This window comes from Nonomuraea sp. NPDC005501 (assembly GCF_040605905.1).
Taxonomy (GTDB): domain Bacteria; phylum Actinomycetota; class Actinomycetes; order Streptosporangiales; family Streptosporangiaceae; genus Nonomuraea.
Genome location: NZ_JBEXDT010000024.1, coordinates 1 through 15,944, shown reverse-complemented (window position 1 = coordinate 15,944; position 15,944 = coordinate 1). Strand labels below are relative to the sequence as shown.

16 protein-coding genes are annotated in these 15,944 nt (G+C 70.5%); 3 read left to right on the top strand and 13 right to left on the bottom strand.

Annotated features, from left to right (window positions below; genetic code table 11):
• Positions 1-17 precede the first annotated feature (17 nt).
• Positions 18-578, top strand: a complete 561-nt coding sequence (locus tag ABZS51_RS14800) for a hypothetical protein (protein WP_355440319.1) — start codon at positions 18-20, stop codon at positions 576-578.
• 9 nt (positions 579-587) lie between these two features.
• On the opposite strand, the gene ABZS51_RS14795 is transcribed toward ABZS51_RS14800, so the two are convergent.
• The 8 genes from ABZS51_RS14795 to eccD all read right to left on the bottom strand — a co-directional run bounded on the left by ABZS51_RS14795 (position 588) and on the right by eccD (position 7,014).
• A complete protein-coding gene (locus ABZS51_RS14795; protein ID WP_355440316.1) occupies positions 588-1,367 on the bottom strand; it encodes a hypothetical protein in 780 nt (259 codons plus the stop codon).
• 1 nt (position 1,368) lies between these two features.
• Positions 1,369-2,502: a hypothetical protein gene (locus tag ABZS51_RS14790; RefSeq protein ID WP_355440313.1), complete on the bottom strand. Its 1,134-nt coding sequence runs from the start codon at positions 2,500-2,502 to the stop codon at positions 1,369-1,371.
• Complete coding sequence (locus ABZS51_RS14785; RefSeq protein ID WP_355440310.1) at positions 2,503-3,888, bottom strand: hypothetical protein; 1,386 nt, start codon at positions 3,886-3,888, stop codon at positions 2,503-2,505.
• A gap of 14 nt (positions 3,889-3,902) precedes the next feature.
• A complete protein-coding gene (locus ABZS51_RS14780) occupies positions 3,903-4,313 on the bottom strand; it encodes a hypothetical protein (RefSeq protein WP_355440307.1) in 411 nt (136 codons plus the stop codon).
• Between the two features lie 61 nt (positions 4,314-4,374).
• The gene (locus ABZS51_RS14775) at positions 4,375-4,668 is read right to left on the bottom strand and encodes a WXG100 family type VII secretion target (RefSeq protein WP_310708283.1); all 294 of its coding nucleotides are present in this window, start codon (positions 4,666-4,668) and stop codon (positions 4,375-4,377) included.
• A 10-nt stretch (positions 4,669-4,678) separates the two neighbouring features.
• Entirely contained in the window at positions 4,679-5,026 is a 348-nt protein-coding gene (locus ABZS51_RS14770; RefSeq protein WP_310708284.1) for a WXG100 family type VII secretion target, read from the bottom strand.
• Positions 5,027-5,150: 124 nt separating this feature from the next.
• Positions 5,151-5,594 carry a YbaB/EbfC family nucleoid-associated protein gene (locus ABZS51_RS14765; RefSeq protein WP_355440303.1) on the bottom strand — a complete coding sequence of 148 codons (444 nt, stop codon included), beginning with the start codon at positions 5,592-5,594 and terminating at the stop codon, positions 5,151-5,153.
• Between the two features lie 25 nt (positions 5,595-5,619).
• Positions 5,620-7,014, bottom strand: a complete 1,395-nt coding sequence (eccD, locus tag ABZS51_RS14760; RefSeq protein ID WP_355440300.1) for a type VII secretion integral membrane protein EccD — start codon at positions 7,012-7,014, stop codon at positions 5,620-5,622.
• A 438-nt stretch (positions 7,015-7,452) separates the two neighbouring features.
• Here eccD and eccCa point away from each other — a divergent pair, with 438 nt between their 5' ends.
• Positions 7,453-11,430, top strand: a complete 3,978-nt coding sequence (gene eccCa / locus ABZS51_RS14755; protein ID WP_355440297.1) for a type VII secretion protein EccCa — start codon at positions 7,453-7,455, stop codon at positions 11,428-11,430.
• Here eccCa and ABZS51_RS14750 read toward each other — a convergent pair.
• The 5 genes from ABZS51_RS14750 to ABZS51_RS14730 form a co-directional block, all read right to left on the bottom strand.
• Entirely contained in the window at positions 11,424-12,620 is a 1,197-nt protein-coding gene (locus ABZS51_RS14750; protein WP_355440294.1) for a transglycosylase SLT domain-containing protein, read from the bottom strand. The two genes, eccCa and ABZS51_RS14750, sit on opposite strands and share 7 nt — an antisense overlap.
• Positions 12,617-12,904 (bottom strand): hypothetical protein, encoded by a 288-nt coding sequence (locus ABZS51_RS14745; protein ID WP_355440291.1) that lies wholly within the window; start codon positions 12,902-12,904, stop codon positions 12,617-12,619. Before ABZS51_RS14745 ends, ABZS51_RS14750 begins: the two co-directional genes overlap by 4 nt.
• 50 nt (positions 12,905-12,954) lie before the next feature.
• Positions 12,955-14,115 carry a type VII secretion-associated serine protease mycosin gene (mycP, locus tag ABZS51_RS14740; RefSeq protein ID WP_355440288.1) on the bottom strand — a complete coding sequence of 387 codons (1,161 nt, stop codon included), beginning with the start codon at positions 14,113-14,115 and terminating at the stop codon, positions 12,955-12,957.
• A gap of 63 nt (positions 14,116-14,178) precedes the next feature.
• On the bottom strand, positions 14,179-14,973 hold the full coding sequence (locus tag ABZS51_RS14735; protein WP_355440285.1) for a hypothetical protein: 795 nt from the start codon (positions 14,971-14,973) through the stop codon (positions 14,179-14,181).
• Between the two features lies 1 nt (position 14,974).
• A complete protein-coding gene (locus ABZS51_RS14730) occupies positions 14,975-15,283 on the bottom strand; it encodes a hypothetical protein (protein WP_355440282.1) in 309 nt (102 codons plus the stop codon).
• A 141-nt stretch (positions 15,284-15,424) separates the two neighbouring features.
• Here ABZS51_RS14730 and ABZS51_RS14725 point away from each other — a divergent pair, with 141 nt between their 5' ends.
• Positions 15,425-15,865 (top strand): YbaB/EbfC family nucleoid-associated protein, encoded by a 441-nt coding sequence (locus ABZS51_RS14725; RefSeq protein WP_355440279.1) that lies wholly within the window; start codon positions 15,425-15,427, stop codon positions 15,863-15,865.
• Positions 15,866-15,944: the final 79 nt, after the last annotated feature.

Sequence of the window (15,944 nt, the reverse complement as noted above, 5' to 3'; positions counted from 1 at the left end):
CGGGAGCGCACGGGAAGATGAGCACGCTGAAGGTACGGGAAGTCAGGTCGGGCGAGGTGCTCGGCACGATCAGCCGGCATCCTGACGGGGAGCTGGAGTTCAGCTCGGCAGAGATCCGGTCGATGCTGGAGAGGAGGGCCTCCGCCCGCGGCTGGACGTTGGAGGAAGCGTTCGACGGGGTGCGCGGGTGGAGCAACGGCTACCTGCAGATCATGCCCGCGATGTCGGTGGCCAGGGTGTTCGACGGCGCGCGTGACGGGGTGCCGTACTTCCTGCCCGACCACCCGCGGGTGGTCGATCCGCGCCTGGCCGCCTACCTGCGGGCGGGCACCCCGGTCCTGTCGACCACCGGCACGGACATCGACCGGATCGACCCCTCGCGTGGCCAGGTGGTGCCGCTCAGCTTCCGCACCGACGGCACCTGGATCTGGACCGACACCGTCACCTACTACCTCGAGGAGCACCAGATCCGCCCCGACGAGGAGCTGTGCGCGCATGTCATCGCCCAGGGCTACAGCTGTCCCGAGGTGGACGCCGCCACCGCCCGTCACGCGGTCGAGGAGCTGCGCGCCGTGTGAGGACCGGGCTCAGGTGGCCACGCCTGCGCCTGCGCCTGTCCCGCTGCCGCCCATCATCTTCTTCATCTGGTCGCTCATGATGACCTTGGGCGTCATCATACCGGTCGCCTTGTCGTTGCCCAGGCCCAGCTGCGAGAAGTCCGCCGACGCCTGAAGCTGCTGGAGCTTGGCCTGCTGTTTGGCGCTGAGCTGCGTGACGCCCATGAACAGCATGCTGAGCGCGCCCGCGAACATCAGCGCCTTGGTCATGGCGCCGCGGGTGGTGTTGGCCGTCTGGCCCAGCGCCGGTGTCACCGCCACCTCGGCGGCGGCTCGGCCCCACAACGACACGGTGGCCACCGCCATGAAGCCCGCCCAGGCCACCATGAGCGCACCCACGGCCGCGGCGACGTAGGACAGCGCGTTGTAGAGGTCCTTGGCGGAACGGCATCCGTCGCCGACGCCGTCACGCTGCTTGGCGTCGTTCTCGCACTCCGCCACGAAGTCGGCCATGACCTTCTCGACCATCTGGAAGGTTTCGCCCTCCCACTTGACCTCTTTCTTGAGGTAGTCGAGCAGCTTGGGGATGTCCTCCTTGACCTTGTCCAGCTCGTCCGTGACGCCACCGGCCACCCTCGTCTTCCACGCGTTGACGGCCTTCGCGAAGTCGTCCGGGTCGCAGATCATCGCGGCGAGCATCGCGGCGATGGAGAAGGCCAGCGGGCGGCGAATGATCAATGAGGCGCCCGCCGCGACGGTCGAGGCGGTGATGTACCGCTCCTTGGCTCCGGTGCTCTCCTCCTCGGCCATGTCACACGTCCTCGTGGCTCAGCACGGCGGGCGCGATGTCCTCGTCGCCCTCCCACACGGCCTCGTCCGCGCGCAGCGCCGTGGAGTCGGACTTCTCCTTCTCCTCTGCCCGGCCGCCCGCCATGCCGCCCGGCATCATGGGCATCATCGGCATGCCGCCGGCGCCGGGTCCCGCGAGGGCCCGGGCGACGTTGTTCATCCCGGCGGCGCCCGCTCCGACGCCGCTGAGGCCGCCTGATCCGGTGCCGGTGTATCCGCCGCCCGGTGTGCCGTATCCGACAGTGGCCCTGCCGGGATCGGTCACCCCGCCACCGGGCAGTTGTGTCGAGGGGATCGACGGTACGGACGGCTGGTAGTCCGCGAGCGAGGTCTTGCTCGGGTCCAGCCCGTTCTGGTCGAGGCCCGGGGTGGTGAGCTCGGGACTCTTCAGGTCCGGCTGGTCGAGGTCCGGCTGCTGCAGATCCGGGGTCTTCAGATCCGGCTGGTTGAGGTCGGGGCTGTTCAGGTCCGGCTGGTCGAGATCGGGCTGCTGCAGATCCGGGGTCTTCAGATCCGGCTGCTTGAGGTCGGGGTTGTTCAGGTCCGGCTGCTTGATGTCGGGCGTTCCCAAGCCGGGATCGTTCAGCCGCGGATCCACGCCGCCCGGCATGCCGAGGCCCGGCGTCTTCAGACCCGCCGGGTCGATCCCCGGCATACCGCCCGCGCCGAGCCCGCCCGCACCGAGCCCGCCCGTGCCGAGCCCGCCCAGACCGGGAGCGCCCACCTGCGGGATGTCGCCGCCCAGACCTTCGGCGGCCTTCTTGCTCTCGTCCTCGGCCGCCACGTACCGGGCATCGGCGACCTGGAACGCGTCGTACCAGGACTTCAGCACCTGGCGGGCGACGTTGTAGGTGTCGGTCTTCTGGTCGCGCATCGTGTCGTGCGAATTGTTCAGGCCGTAGCCGCTGGCGCCTGTGAACCCGAGCGTGATGGTGCCGGTGCGATGCAGGAGACCGGACATGTGCTCGCGGTCGCCTTCGATCCTGCCCCCGCTCTTGGCGATCTCGTCCTCGGTGAACGACACCATGGAGGACGGCTGCGGCATGCCCTGCCGCAGGAGCTGCTGGCTGAGCTGCTGCGACGGGTCGGTCGCCATCTAGGCCCTCTCCCCCACCGTCGGCGTGGTCACGTCGAGCTGGACCGCGAACGGGTTGCGGTCCTCGCGCAGGTCCGTGGTGTACTCCTCACCGCCGCCGTCGGCGCCCGCTCCGCCCAGCACCGGCGGGATCATGCCCATGCCGCTCGCCGTCCCGCGCGGGACGGCCGAGGAGGCGGACGCCGCCGCGCCGTACTGGGGACCGCCGAGCACGGACGGCACGCCGTATCCGGGCTGCAGCGCCTGCGGCTGCCCGCCCACGACGAGGTTGGGCGAGTACTGGGTGGTGGGCGTGGTGATGGGGGTGCTGATGGCCGTGAGCGGCTGGTGCTGCGGGAAGTAGGAGGCGGAGTCCGTGCTGCGCGGGTCCGGGTCCTTGCCGATCACCGCGGGAGTGGTCTCCCTGTCCCCTCGCGCGTCACCCTGCCCGTCGTCCCGGCCGGAGGGCTGCTGGTCCTGGCCGGTGCCCGGCGTGTCCGTTCCGGGCGTGCCGTCCGTGCCGTCGCCGCGGTCGCCCGGCTGCGAGCCGTCCTGCCCGTTCGGGCTGTCCTGGCCGTTCCCGGGGTTCTGCCCGTCCTGCCCGGTTCCGGGGTTCTGCGGGTCGCGGGCGTCGGGGGAGCCGCCCGGGTCGCGGGCGTCCGACGAACCGCCGACCGTGGCGCCGGGGCCGCTGGAGCCGTCGTGCCCGGCCGAGGTCCCGCCGCCGTCGAATCCGCCTCCGCTGTACGAGCCGCCGCCCCCTGACGATCCGCCGAGGCCCGCGCCGAACGGCGTGATGGTCAGATCAGGGCCCTGCTTCGGCCCCCCGGTGTCCGAGGGGATGTCCACCTCGGGCACCTCGTAGAACACGTGCTGGGGGATGTACATCGCCCACAGATCGACGATGCGCTTGTTGAGGTCCTGCAGGACCTTCTGCGCCTCCTTGTCGGGGTCGCGGTCCTCCCCGGTCTCGGAGCGCGGAATCCCGGTGGTCCCGCCGCCGGTGTTCTCCTCCGTGCCGGCGGGCTTCTCGGCAGGTATCGCGGCGATCTTCTGGCGCGCCTGGGGGAGGTATTCGTTCCCGTACAGGCTCAGCGACGTGGACATCAGCCCCATGGCGGAGGCGAGCTCGAGTCCGGTGGCGTTGAGCATCTGCAGGGCCTTCTGCACGTGCGGCGACGTCTCGCCGCCCCACTCGGCCGCCAGCCGCTTGGCGATCTTGGGCAGTTCCTCGGCGGCCTTGCGCACCGCCTGCTCCGCGTCCGCGAAGGTCTGCCCCGCCTTCGTCACCTCACCAGGCGAGGTGCTCTCCAGCCACGCCTTGATCTGCTCGCGTGGAGCGGCGACCGGCCCGTCCTCGGGGATGCGCGACGCGTCCCTGATGAGGAGCAACTCCGACTTGGCCACGACTTGCCTTCCCCTCAGGACTTCGGCCGGACCCCGTCCGGGTCGTACTTCTCGTAGGTGTCGGCATGCGAGCGCAGCGCTTTCGCGACGTCCTCGATGCCCTTGACCATGAGTCCGTAGACGTGGGCGAGCCCGGCGGCTCCTCGGGGAGCCTGACCGCCTCCGGTGTTTCCGACGCTGTGCGCCAGGTCGCTGGCGGCCTTCCACTTGCCGATCTCGGCCTCGCCGAGCTGGATGCCCCGCACCGTCTCGACCGTGCCCGATCCGCTCTTGAGCGTGGTGAGCAGCGTTTCGAGTTCGCCGGCGAATCCGCGCAGCTTCTCGACGTCGTAGAAGAGGACGTCCTTGTCGACCTTGAGCCCGGGCCAGTCAGGATCGACGTAGAGCTCGTCCTGGCCGCTCTCCATGGCGTCTTTGCTGGTCATGCTCCTCCCCGAAAAGCGCCGGCGGGCCCTGCCCGGCAGTCGGCCCGCCTGTCAAGATGTGCTACCTGGTCCAGCTCGCCCGGTTCCTGGCTTCTGCGGCCATGTAGTTCTCCTTGGCGGTCTGCACCGCTGCGGCCGCCTCGCCGAGCTGCCGGCGCATTTCAGCCTCGGACTTGTTCCACATCTCCTGGTTGTCGATGAAGTCGCCCTTGGCGCCACCCTCCCACGCCTCACCGAGGATCTTGGAGAGGTCCGTGATCATCTGGTCGGTCTCCGTGCTGAGGTCGGTGACCACCTTGGCGAGCTGGCCCACCGCCGCTTCCATCAGCGGCCAGTTGGCGTAAACCTGCGACATGACGGTCTCCTTACTGCGCGTAGCGGTCGCCGGAGGCGCCCGTGTTGATGAGCATGTCCACCCGGTTCATGGCCTGCTCGACCTCACCGCGCACCTGCGCGTAGGTCTGCGCGTTGGCCCCCATGGCGTCGGCGATGCGCCGCAGGTCGGCCTCGATCTTGCCCGCCTGCGCGTCCCAGTTGTCCATCGCCGTCTTGAACTTGCCTGACGCGGCGCCCCGCCAGGCCGCCACGGTCAGCTCGTCCACCTCCTGCTTGACGCCCTTCCGCATGCCCATGATCCATTCAATGGTCTGGACGACACGGATCTGCGCCTGTTGGATCTGCTCGTCGTTTGCCCCGTAGCCCTGGAGATCCATCGCGTTCCTCCGCGTTCTCTAGCTTCACCACAGCCGCAACAGAGGCGGGCAACAGCGGTGTTCTGACACAAGAGCTTCACCCGGCAATTTAGCACCGTTGACCCCATCCAGGGCAGGTTTACGGTCAAAGATCCAGACGACGGCTGATTGCCGTTAACTCGCCCATAACGCTGTCGAAAGTTCGGTTATAGGCCGCTTCCGCGCTCCGCAGCCGGTCCAGGGCGGCGTCCGGGTCCTTGACGAGGCGCATCGGGTTGTCCTCCTCGCCGTAGACCTCCACCATCGCCTCCTCGACGCGTGCCTGGTGGTCGGCGACGGCCGCCTGGATGGTGGCCTTGATCTTCTCGGCCAGCTCCTCGGAGCCCAGCCGCATCGCCTTGGGCCGCAGCTCCAGCTCCCGCAGTCCTTGCCCGCCGAACTCGACGTGCACGAGGTTGTCCGCGTCGCTGGCCCGCCCGACGACGGCGGACAGCGCCTTCTGCGCCTCCTCGGCCTGCGCCACCTGCTGCTCAGCGATCTTCAGCAGCCTGTCGACGTCGATCCCGGGGAAGTTCTGGTAGTCGTCCACTGACCCTCCTTCGACAACGGGTACCTCAGCCGGACAGGCCGCGGACCCACGCGTACACCTCGAGAACCCCCAGCGCCAGCGGGAACAGGCCGCCGATCAGGATGAGGTCCACGATGTCGCCCGCCCTCCCCCAGAACGGCGAGGGCTTGCTCGTCTGCAGCCAGACGCCGATGCCGGCCGCCATCAGCGCGAGCCACAGCAACCCGGTGGCCACGAGCGCCCCGGTGACTCCGCCGGTGCCCAGGCTCATCGAGACCGCCAGCACGGTCAGCCCGGCCAGGCCCGCGATGTTGAGCCACAGCCGGGCGCCGAAACCGCTGAAGACCCGGGCGCGCATCAGCAGCGTCAGCGAGATCACCACCGACATGATCCTCGCCAGCATCCCGCCGTCCACCACGAGGAAGATCTGGGCGATCACTGCCGTCAGCGTGATGCCCGCCACCATCCCCGTCACGTAGCGCCTGGCCCGGCCGGTGCGCTCCCTGACGCCCACCGCGTCGAGCTGCTGGTTGTCGCTGCGCAGCTCGTCCGCCGTCGTCGGCATGCTCGGCAGCGGCACCCCCGCCAGGCGGAACGCCAGCGTCGGGATGAGCGGGGTGAAGGCCAGCAGCACGGTGACGGTCATCGCCGCGACCCCGGCGGCGGGCAGGGCCGAGAACATCAGGACGGCGGTCATCACCACCCCGGCGACCGAGGCGATGGCCACCCCGAGGAAGCCCGGGCTGCCGTCGGCGATCAGCGTGCCGCCGAACGTGGCGACCAGCGCCGTGCACGCGAAGGCCGCCAGCAGGCTCGGGACCCCGGCGGCGCCGAACCCGGCATCGCCGACCGGGAACAGCAGGCCGGTGAGGAACGCGTACGGCAGCGCGGCGTAGCCCATGGGGGCACCGGAGCCCGCCTGGCCCATCGCCCGCGACATGATCGTGCCCGTCGCGACGAGCAGCAGCGCGAAAACCCCCGCCACGATGACGGTCAGCGGCCACGGCGCCCGCGAGAGCATCAGGGCCAGTGCCCCCGCCGCCAGGAGGGTGCAGGCCGCGCCGAGGCCGAACCGCCGGGTGTGGGACGACAGCCACTCGCCGCCGCCATCCTTCACGCCGGTGGCGACCACGTCGGCCACGTCGTCGAACAGCGCGGGCGGCAGGATCGCGTCGCGCGGCCGCAGGTACAGCACCTCGCCGTCGAGCACGCCCACGGCGCCGAGGCTCTGGCCGAGGTCGAAGGGCTGCCCTCCGAGCCGCTGCAGCACCCAGCCGGGCCCCGCAGCCGCGTCGCCGTCCACCTCGCCGACCGCGCGCAGCAGGCCGGGCAGGACGTTGGGCAGCGGGATGTCCGCGGGCAGCGCGAGGTCGGCCCGCTTGCGCGGCGCGACGACGGTGACATGACAGAGCGGCGGCAGCGGCGCCGAGACCTGCGGCAACGCTCCCTGCCGCGCCGGTCCGGACGGGGGATGGCCCAGGCCCATGGGTCCCTGCGGGGGCAGAGGGACGGGACCGTGGGGTCCCTGCCCCGGCGGGAGCCCTCCCGGCGGCAGCGCTCCAGGGGGAACGCCTCCGGGCGGAACGGCCCCAGGGGGAACGCCTCCGGGCGGAACGGCACCGGGGGGAACGCCTCCGGGCGGGACGGCCCCAGGGGGAACGGCTCCGGGCGGCACCGGACCAGGGGGCATCGGCCCCGCGTGCGTCGGCCTGGGCATGAAGGGGCCCTGCACCGCCCCCTGCGCGCCCGGTCCCGGCTGTTGCCTCACTGCTCCCCTTTCCCACAACCCCGTGTGGTCACTTATGGAAACATATCGGGCGCACCTCATTCTCGAGTGCCAGGCGAGAAAGTCATCGCGGAACACCAGGAGGCCCATCCGGTGGGAATCGTCATCGTGCGCCGTCCCGAACGCCGCCCACCGCCCAAGCCGCCGCGCGGCGAGGTGCTGCTGGAGTCTCCACCGGAGATCCCCGAGGTGCAGAGCCAGGGCTTCATGGGGGTCCTCACCTACCTGCCGATGGTCGCGGGCGGCGCCGCCATGGGGCTGATGTTCACCGCGGGCGGCAACGGCAACCCCCTCATGTACGTGGCGAGCGGCCTGTTCGCCTTCTCGATGGTGGGCATGACGCTCGGTCAGATGGGCCGCCAGTCGAGCGACCGCAAGAACCGGCTCAACAACCAGCGGCGCGACTTCTTCCGCTATCTGGGGCAGATCCGCAGGAAGGCCCGCAGCGCCGCGAAGCAGCAGCGCGAGGCCCTGGAGTGGAGTGGGCCCGCCCCCGACTCGCTGTGGTGGGTGGCGATGGGCCCGCGCCTGTGGGAGCGCAGGCCGCGCGACGAGGACTTCAGCACCGCACGGCTGGGCACCGGCGTGCAGAAGCTGGCCGTCCAGCTGGTGCCGCCGGACTCCAAACCGGTCGAGGACCTGGACGCGCTGACGGCAGGAGCGTTGCGCAGATTCGTCAGGGCCCACTCGACGGTGTCACGGCTGCCCGTCGCGGTGGCGCTCGGCTCGTTCGCCCGCATCAAGCTGAGCGGTGATCTCGCGGCCATGCGGTCGCTCGTCAGGGCGATGGTCTGCCAGCTCGCGGTGTTCCACTCGCCGGACGATATGCGGATCATGGTGTGCGCCGGCGAGGACTCGATGCCCCACTGGGACTGGGTCAAGTGGCTGCCGCACGCCCTGCATCCGGAGGAGGTCGACGCGGCAGGCCCCGTGCGCCTTCTGTCGGACGACCTTTCGGCCCTCGACAGGCTGGTCGGCGGCGAACTCAAGGAACGCGCCCGGTTCAAGCCCGGCGCGCCCGCGGACGCGCTGCCGTACCACGTCGTGATCATCGACGGCGGGCACGTGCCGCACGAGTCGCAGATCGGCGGGGACGCCATCCAGGGACTCACCGTGATCGACCTGTCCGATGCCGCGGGGCACGTCGAGGAACGGATCATGCTGCGGCTCGACATCCAGCACGACGGCTTCCACATGGTCAAGATCGACCACGCGGGCAAGGAGCAGCGGACGCGGCTGGGCGACCCCGACGCGCTCGACTACGCGCGGGCCGAGGGCCTGGCCAGGCAGCTCGCGCCGCTGCGGCTGTCCACGGCGGGCGGCGAGACCCAAGACGTGCTCGCCGTCAACACCACTCTGACGGACCTGCTCGGCGTCGGCGACCCGACCCGACTCGACCCGGCCGTGACCTGGCGGTCGAGGGCGGGGCGCAACCGGCTGCGCGTACCCATCGGGCTCGGCGCCGACGGCCGCGTGGTCGAGCTGGACATCAAGGAGTCGGCGCAGGGCGGCATGGGACCGCACGGCCTGGTCATCGGCGCGACCGGCTCGGGCAAGAGCGAGCTGCTGCGCACCCTGGTCCTCGGGCTGGCCGTCACCCACTCCTCGGAGATTCTCAACTTCGTCCTCGTCGACTTCAAGGGCGGCGCGACGTTCCTCGGCCTGGATGCGCTCCCGCACGTCTCGGCGGTCATCACCAACCTGGCCGACGAGCTTCCCCTGGTCGACCGCATGCACGACGCCCTGCACGGCGAGATGGTCAGGAGGCAGGAGCTGCTGCGCGCGGCGGGCAACTACGCCTCGCTGCGCGACTACGAGCGGGCCCGCGAGCAGGGCGTCGATCTGGCCCCGATGCCGACGCTGTTCGTCGTCCTCGACGAGTTCAGCGAGCTGCTGACCGCGAAACCCGAGTTCATCGAGCTGTTCGTGATGATCGGCCGGCTGGGCCGATCGCTCGGGGTGCACCTGCTGCTGGCCTCGCAGCGTCTGGAGGAGGGCCGGCTGCGCGGCCTGGACACGCACCTGTCCTACCGGATCGGCCTGCGCACCTTCTCGGCCATGGAGAGCCGCGTGGTGCTGGGTGTGGCGGACGCCTACGAGCTGCCCTCCGCGCCGGGCAACGCGTTCCTGAAGTTCGACACCACGGGTATGACCAGGTTCAAGGCAGCCTACGTGTCCGGGCCGTACGCCCCCGCCCAGCACCTCGCAGCGGGCAGCGGCGGCGGGGGCCCGAGCGACAACATCGTGGAGTACGGCCCGGCGTACGTCCCCCTGCCCGCCGTGGAGGAGGCCCCCGAGGAGAAGGCCCCGGCCGAGGAGCCTTCCTCCCAGACGAGCCTCCTCGACGTCGTGGTCGGCCGGCTGCAGGGCCAGGGACCGCCCGCGCACCCCATCTGGCTGCCGCCGCTGGGCGAGCCGCCCCTGGTCGGTCACCTGCTGCCCCCGCTGTCGGTCACGCCCGAGCACGGCCTGTCCACCACCGGCTGGGAGGGCCGCGGCCGGATGTGCGCGGTCGTCGGCATCATCGACAAGCCGTTCGAGCAGCGCCGCGACCCCTACTGGGTGGACCTGTCCGGAGCGGCCGGGCACGTCGGCGTCGCGGGCGGCACGCAGAGCGGCAAGAGCACCGTGCTGCGCACTCTGATCACCAGCATGGCGCTCCTCCACACACCCCGCCAGGTGCAGTTCTACTGCCTGGACTTCGGCGGCGGGTCGCTGGCGGCGCTGGAGGGCCTGCCGCACGTGGGAGGCGTGGCCAGCCGCCTCGACGGCGACCGGGTACGGCGGACCGTGGCCGAGATCGCCGGCATCCTCCAGGACCGCGAGCGGACCTTCGCCGAGCTGGGCGTCGACTCGATCGCCTCCTACCGCAAGCTGCTGGCGAGCGGGCAGATCGATGGCGACGGCTGGGGTGACGTCTTCCTGGTCGTGGACGGCTGGCTGACGATCCGGCAGGAGTTCGAGGCGCTGGAGCCGGTGATCACCGATCTGGCGGCCCGCGGCCTCGGCTACGGCATCCACGTGATGGCCGCCACGAACAAGTGGTCGGAGTTCCGGGCGAGCATCCGCGACCTGTTCGGCACCAGGGTCGAGCTGAAGCTCGGCGACGCCTACGAGTCCGAGGTCAACAGGAAGGCCGCACTCGCCGTGCCCGAGGGCGCTCCCGGCCGGGGACTGACCAAGGAGGGGATGCACTTCCTGACGGCGCTGCCGCGCATCGACGGCGTGCAGAGCGCCGACGACCTGGCCGACGGCCTGCGCGCGCTGGCCGACGCGGTCAGGGAGGCCTGGACGGGGCCGGTGGCTCCGCCCGTGCGGCTGCTGCCCGCCATCCTGCCGGCCGCGCAGCTGCCCGGACCCGACCAGACGGGCAAGCGGATTCCCATCGGGATCGACGAGAACACCCTGTCGCCGGTGCTGCTCGACTTCGACGTGGACCCGCACTTCGTGGTGGTCGGCGACACGGAGAGCGGCAAGTCCAACCTGCTGCGCCTCATCTGCGAGGGCCTGGTGGCCCGGCAGACACCGCACGAGGCCATGATGATCGTGATCGACTACCGCAGGTCATTGCTGGACTCGGCCGTCACCGACCACCGCATCGGCTACGCCGCGTCGAGCACGGCCGCCGCGGCGCTGATCAACGACGCCAAGGCGGCTCTGCTCAAGCGACTGCCCCCGGCCGACCTGACCCCGGAACAGCTCAGGTCGCGCAACTGGTGGCAGGGGTCGGACCTGTACATCGTGGTCGACGACTACGACCTCGTGGCCACCTCCTCCAACCCGCTGCAGCCGCTGGCCGAGCTGCTTCCGCAGGCCCGCGACATCGGGCTGCACCTGGTGCTGGCCCGGCAGATGGGCGGGCTGGGCCGGGCCATGTTCGACCCGGTCATCACGAAGCTGAAGGACATGGCGAGCCCGGCCCTGGTCATGTCGGGCAACAAGGACGAGGGCCAGGTGTTCGGCAACATCAGGCCACACCCGCTGCCCGCGGGCCGCGGGTACTTCGTCGAGAGGCGGACGGGCACCCGGCTCACCCAGAGCGCCTTCCACACGACCGAGGAGGGTCAGTAGGGACGGTAGGGACCGCCGTGCTCCACGGACTCGATGCCGGGGTGGTTCGCCAGGTTGCCGTAGCGGCTGTAGGTGTGGAGCACCCCGGCGATGATGTTGTCCACCGGGTTGAGGATCTCGTTGTGGCCGGGCAGCTTGTGGGCGTTGAACGTGGGCGGGATCGTCTGCATCAGCCCCTGTGACGGCACGCCGTTCTTGGCGTTGATGTCCCAGTTGTTGATGGCGTTGGGGTTGCCCCCCGACTCGTGATGGATGACGGTCCAGATCCGCTGGATGTCCGTGGGATCGTTCGGGTCGAGATCGCTGACGTCGATGCCGCGCTGGGCGAGGACGTCGGCCATCTCGGGCGACGTGATGATCTTCAGCGCTTCCTTGATCCAGTCGACGACCTGCGCCTTGGGCGCGGGGGTGCCGCCGTTGGCGGAGGTGCCGCCGTACTCGTAGCCCGGCTCGCCGTGCGCGCCCGCCGCGCCGGCGCCGCCCTGGCCTCCGCCGGAGCCGCCCGAACCGCCCGAACCGCCCGAACCGCCCGAACCGCCCGAACCGCCCGAACCGCCGTCCGCCTGGTAGCCGGGCGTGCGCAGCCAGCCGTTCGCGGTCGCGGCGAACTGCTCCGGCGTCGGCGCCTTGAAGTCGGAGAAGCTGTAGATCTTCGCGTCGCCGATCCTGGCCCCGATGGTCGTGGCCGCTCTGGAGATCTCGTCGTGGACCGGCTTGAGCTTCGGCTCGGCCTCGTCGGCGGCGTCATCGGCGAGCTTGGCGATGGCCTTGTCGAGCTGTGCCTGGGTGCCGTCGGGATTCTGCTTGTAGAACCGCCGCTGGTAGGCGCCCGCGTCGTCCAGGAGGCGGCCGGCGATGGCGTCGATCTCGCGCTGGGCCGTACGCAGGTCGTCGGCCACCTTCTCCAGGGCGGACGCGCACGCGACGAGCCCGTCGTCGACTCCCTCGCCCGCCCGGCGGAACTTGCCCATGTACGACACGAACGCCTCGGAGGAGGGGCCCTGCCAGGCGTTGTCGACCTTCGTCACCGCGTTGCCGACCCCGCCGACGTAGTCGAGGGCCGTGGCACCGGCGTTGCGCCAGCGGTTGGCGACGTTCTGGACGGCCGTGGGGTCGCCGTCCACCTTGTCGATGATGTCGGTCAGCCTGGCGCCGCCGGACAACTCTCGGATGACCGAACTGGCGATCACGGCGTGTCGGCTTCCTTGACGTTCTGCTCGACCTTGTCCAGCGCCTTCTCCACCGCCCGCAACCGCTCGGCGGCCTCGCCGAACTCCTTCTTGATGGTCTCTTCGTCGACCTTCTTGATCTGGCCGACGAGGGCCGCGGCGCCGTCGAGCTTGCCGAAGAGCTTGGCGGCGTCGGTCTCCGCGGCCGGCTTCAACTCGCCGTAGGCCCGGTCGAAGTCCTTGGCCAGCCTGTAGGCGGCTCTGCCGCACTCCTCCAGGGCTTTGTAGTGAACATCGAGCACCACCACCGAGCGGCTCCTTCCCTCAGATCGTGATCACGGTGTCATGGCCGGCGCTAGCCCGCGCGCCATCCGCGTCTCCTGCCCCTGGGGCCGAACACCCGCCCCGCCACGGTGAGACCCGCCAGCACGAGGGCGCCGACGGCCACGGAGCTCGCCATCGTGATGGCCCGCTGGTCGACCGGTGGCGCCTTGGTCACCACGTCCGCCGGCAGCGGCGCGGGCTCGGGCTGGGCCAGCGCGAGCTCCTCCGACACCAGCACCTGAGTGACCGCGAGCCAGGGGTTGACCACCCCGGCCCCGGTGCCGTTGCCGAGAGCGCCGTCCGCCGTCCTCTCGATGCGCCAGCGCACCTGCTCCTGGGTCAGCCGCGGATACCGGGCGCGCACCAGGGCCGCGACCCCGGCCACGTACGGTGCGGCGAAGCTGGTGCCCTCCTGCTCCGTCCTGTAGAGGCCGCCCGTCCAGGTGGTGACCAGGTTCTGGCCCGGGGCCAGCACCGAGACCTTGCCCTGGGCGTTGGAGAAGTCCGACCGCCTGCCGTCCTCGGTGACCGAACCGACCGACAGCACTCCCTCGTACGCCGCGGGGTAGATGCGCGGTGACTTCTCGCCCGGGTTGACGTTGCCCGCGGCCGCCACCACGACGATGTCCTGGGACAGCGCGTACTGCACCGCCGCCTTCAGGTCCGGCTGGTCGGACGTCTGCATGGAGATGTTGATCACGTCGACGCCCAGCTCGGCGGCCTTGACGATGCCCTTGGCCAGGAGCCCCACGTCGCCGGTGGTGCTGTTGGCCTGCTTGATGGAGATGAGCCGGACGCCGGGTGCTATGCCGTAGAACGGGACGCCGGTCCTGGGCCGGGCCGCGATGATCCCGGCGACGGCCGTGCCGTGCCCGACGCAGTCACGGTGTCCCGTGCCGGTCAGGTCGTCCTGCTTGCTGACGGCCAGTTGCGGGTGATGTATGTCCACGCCGCTGTCGATGACCGCGACCGTGACGCCCTCGCCCCTCGTCAGCCCCCACACCCTGGTGAAGTCCAGTCGCCGGAGGGCCCATGACTGGCTGATCTTGCCGGTTCCGGCCTCCGGTGTGCATCGCTCAGGGGCTGCGTCCTGTCGCACGACCGCTTTGGCCTGCGGGAGCGGCGCCGCCACCGCGGGGGCGGCGGCGCTGCCCAGGAGGAAGAGGGCAGCCAACCCCACTCGTACGATCATGGCATTTCAGAGTAGCTGCACCATTTGCCCGATGCCACTGAAGGTCGCACTCCAAGACTGCGACTACTTCCCGGGCGCCACCCAGTCGAAGTTCTGGTAACCAGGGGGCAGCTCGCCCGGCCTGGTCGGTTCCTGGTACGACGGGTAGAGCTTGGTGTCGATGGTGGCCTGCTTGAAGTTCACGGCCGCGCCGGCGCCGGGAAAGACGTAGCCGAACTGGTGGTCCTTCTTCATCATGGTGCCGAGGATGTCGCCCGCCGCCTGCATCCCCCCTCGCAGGAGAAGGGTGAACACGGCCACCGCCCCGTTGGTGGCCGTGGCGATGATCTTCTCGTACAGCATGCCGGCGGCCGCCGTGTGCGGCATCCGCTGGAGGAGTTTGGCGGTCAGCAGGGCGGTGACGCAGCCTCCAGCCGTGGCGGCCAGTTTGAGCCAGTAGCCCCGGTAGCCCGCCGCCACCTCGTCGATCATGCCGCCGATCTGCGTGAAGGCACTGCGGAGCGCCTCCATCTCCGTGTCGAACATCCACAGGACCCGCTCGTACTCCCCCCTGTCGGCGGCTATCCAGCTGTTCTTCTGCGCGCTGGCCAGCTGCGACAGCAGCTGCTTCACGCCGCCGTCCATGCGGGCGGCCATCCCGCTCTTCCAGTTGGCCGCCGCCTGCGCCATGCCGGGTTCGTTGGCGATGGCGGTGCTCGCGATGGCGACGCCGGGCAGCAGCCAGAGGGAGATCTTGCCGAGCGCCTTCAGCGCCTCCAGCACCCTGGGCCCGACCGGCTCGACCGGGGGCCGCGGGTATGGGCTGTACTCGCCCAGAACGGGCAGAGGACCGTAGGCGGAGCTGGCGAAGGGTCCCATGTCAGCGGGACTTCACGATGCTGTGGTCCTCGGCTGCCCGCCAGTTCCGCTCGCACACGGTCAGCGCCTCCACCCAGCTCTCGACCGCCTGCTCGGCCTGCAGCAGCACCTCGTCGGCCTGGCGGCACACGCCGCGGTAGGTGTCGCCCAACACCCACTCACCGCAGAGGCCGAAGCCGGCCCCGTCGACGTCGAGCGTTCCGGCCAGGCTCCGGAGGAACTCCACATGCCCCTTCAGCTCTTTGTCGACCCGTCCACGGATGTAGAGGATCGCCTCGGAGGTGACGTGGATCTGCGTACCGGGCGCCATGGGTGCTTGTACTGTCACATGTACGAATTCTTCCTGTTTCGCCGCCCGAGATCACCGCTTCGCGGCAAACTTAATGATCAGTTGGCGGATCGGTCAGCCGCCGGTCCCCGCTCGTTAACCGTAGGTCGATGGCGTGATGCCATGGACCACAACCAGCCTCCGTTCGGAGACCCCCGCTTCCAGGAACTCGACCGGCTCGTGCGGGAGAGCGAGCGCTCGATGCGCGAGCTCGAGCTGGCCATGCGCGACCTGCGCGAGCTGACGGGACAGGGGGAGAACCGGGCCGGGACGGTGTCCGCCCGGGTGGACGCCGACAGCCGGCCGGTCGAGGTGAGGATCAGCGCCCGCGCCATGCGGCTGGACCCGGAGGAGCTGGGCCGCGAGGTCGTGGCGGCCGTACGGGCCGCGCAGGAGGACCACGAGCGGCGGACCCAGGAGCGGCTGGCGGGCGTGGCCACCCCCGACGAGTCGCTGCTGAGCACGTTCAAGCGGGATCTGGAGGAGCTGCAGGACTCCTACTCCAGGGAATGGGACGAACGACTCGACGGCATGCGCCGCGGGCGGCGCGGCCGGGAGGACTGACCCTCCCCGGCCGGGGGCCCCCCGCCGGCCACGACCGGGGGCTCCGGCAGCTCAGCCACACGCCGAATGGTCACCGCCC

Excerpts from the sequence above, each read along its gene's own strand:
- ABZS51_RS14800 (WP_355440319.1), top strand. The coding sequence starts at position 18 with ATGAGCACGCTGAAGGTACGGGAAGTCAGGTCGGGCGAGGTGCTCGGC.
- ABZS51_RS14795 (WP_355440316.1), bottom strand. The coding sequence starts at position 1,367 with ATGGCCGAGGAGGAGAGCACCGGAGCCAAGGAGCGGTACATCACCGCC.
- ABZS51_RS14790 (WP_355440313.1), bottom strand. The coding sequence starts at position 2,502 with ATGGCGACCGACCCGTCGCAGCAGCTCAGCCAGCAGCTCCTGCGGCAG.
- ABZS51_RS14780 (WP_355440307.1), bottom strand. The coding sequence starts at position 4,313 with ATGACCAGCAAAGACGCCATGGAGAGCGGCCAGGACGAGCTCTACGTC.
- ABZS51_RS14775 (WP_310708283.1), bottom strand. The coding sequence starts at position 4,668 with ATGTCGCAGGTTTACGCCAACTGGCCGCTGATGGAAGCGGCGGTGGGC.
- ABZS51_RS14770 (WP_310708284.1), bottom strand. The coding sequence starts at position 5,026 with ATGGATCTCCAGGGCTACGGGGCAAACGACGAGCAGATCCAACAGGCG.
- mycP (WP_355440288.1), bottom strand. The coding sequence starts at position 14,115 with ATGATCGTACGAGTGGGGTTGGCTGCCCTCTTCCTCCTGGGCAGCGCC.
- ABZS51_RS14735 (WP_355440285.1), bottom strand. The coding sequence starts at position 14,973 with ATGGGACCCTTCGCCAGCTCCGCCTACGGTCCTCTGCCCGTTCTGGGC.
- ABZS51_RS14730 (WP_355440282.1), bottom strand. The coding sequence starts at position 15,283 with ATGGCGCCCGGTACGCAGATCCACGTCACCTCCGAGGCGATCCTCTAC.
- ABZS51_RS14725 (WP_355440279.1), top strand. The coding sequence starts at position 15,425 with ATGGACCACAACCAGCCTCCGTTCGGAGACCCCCGCTTCCAGGAACTC.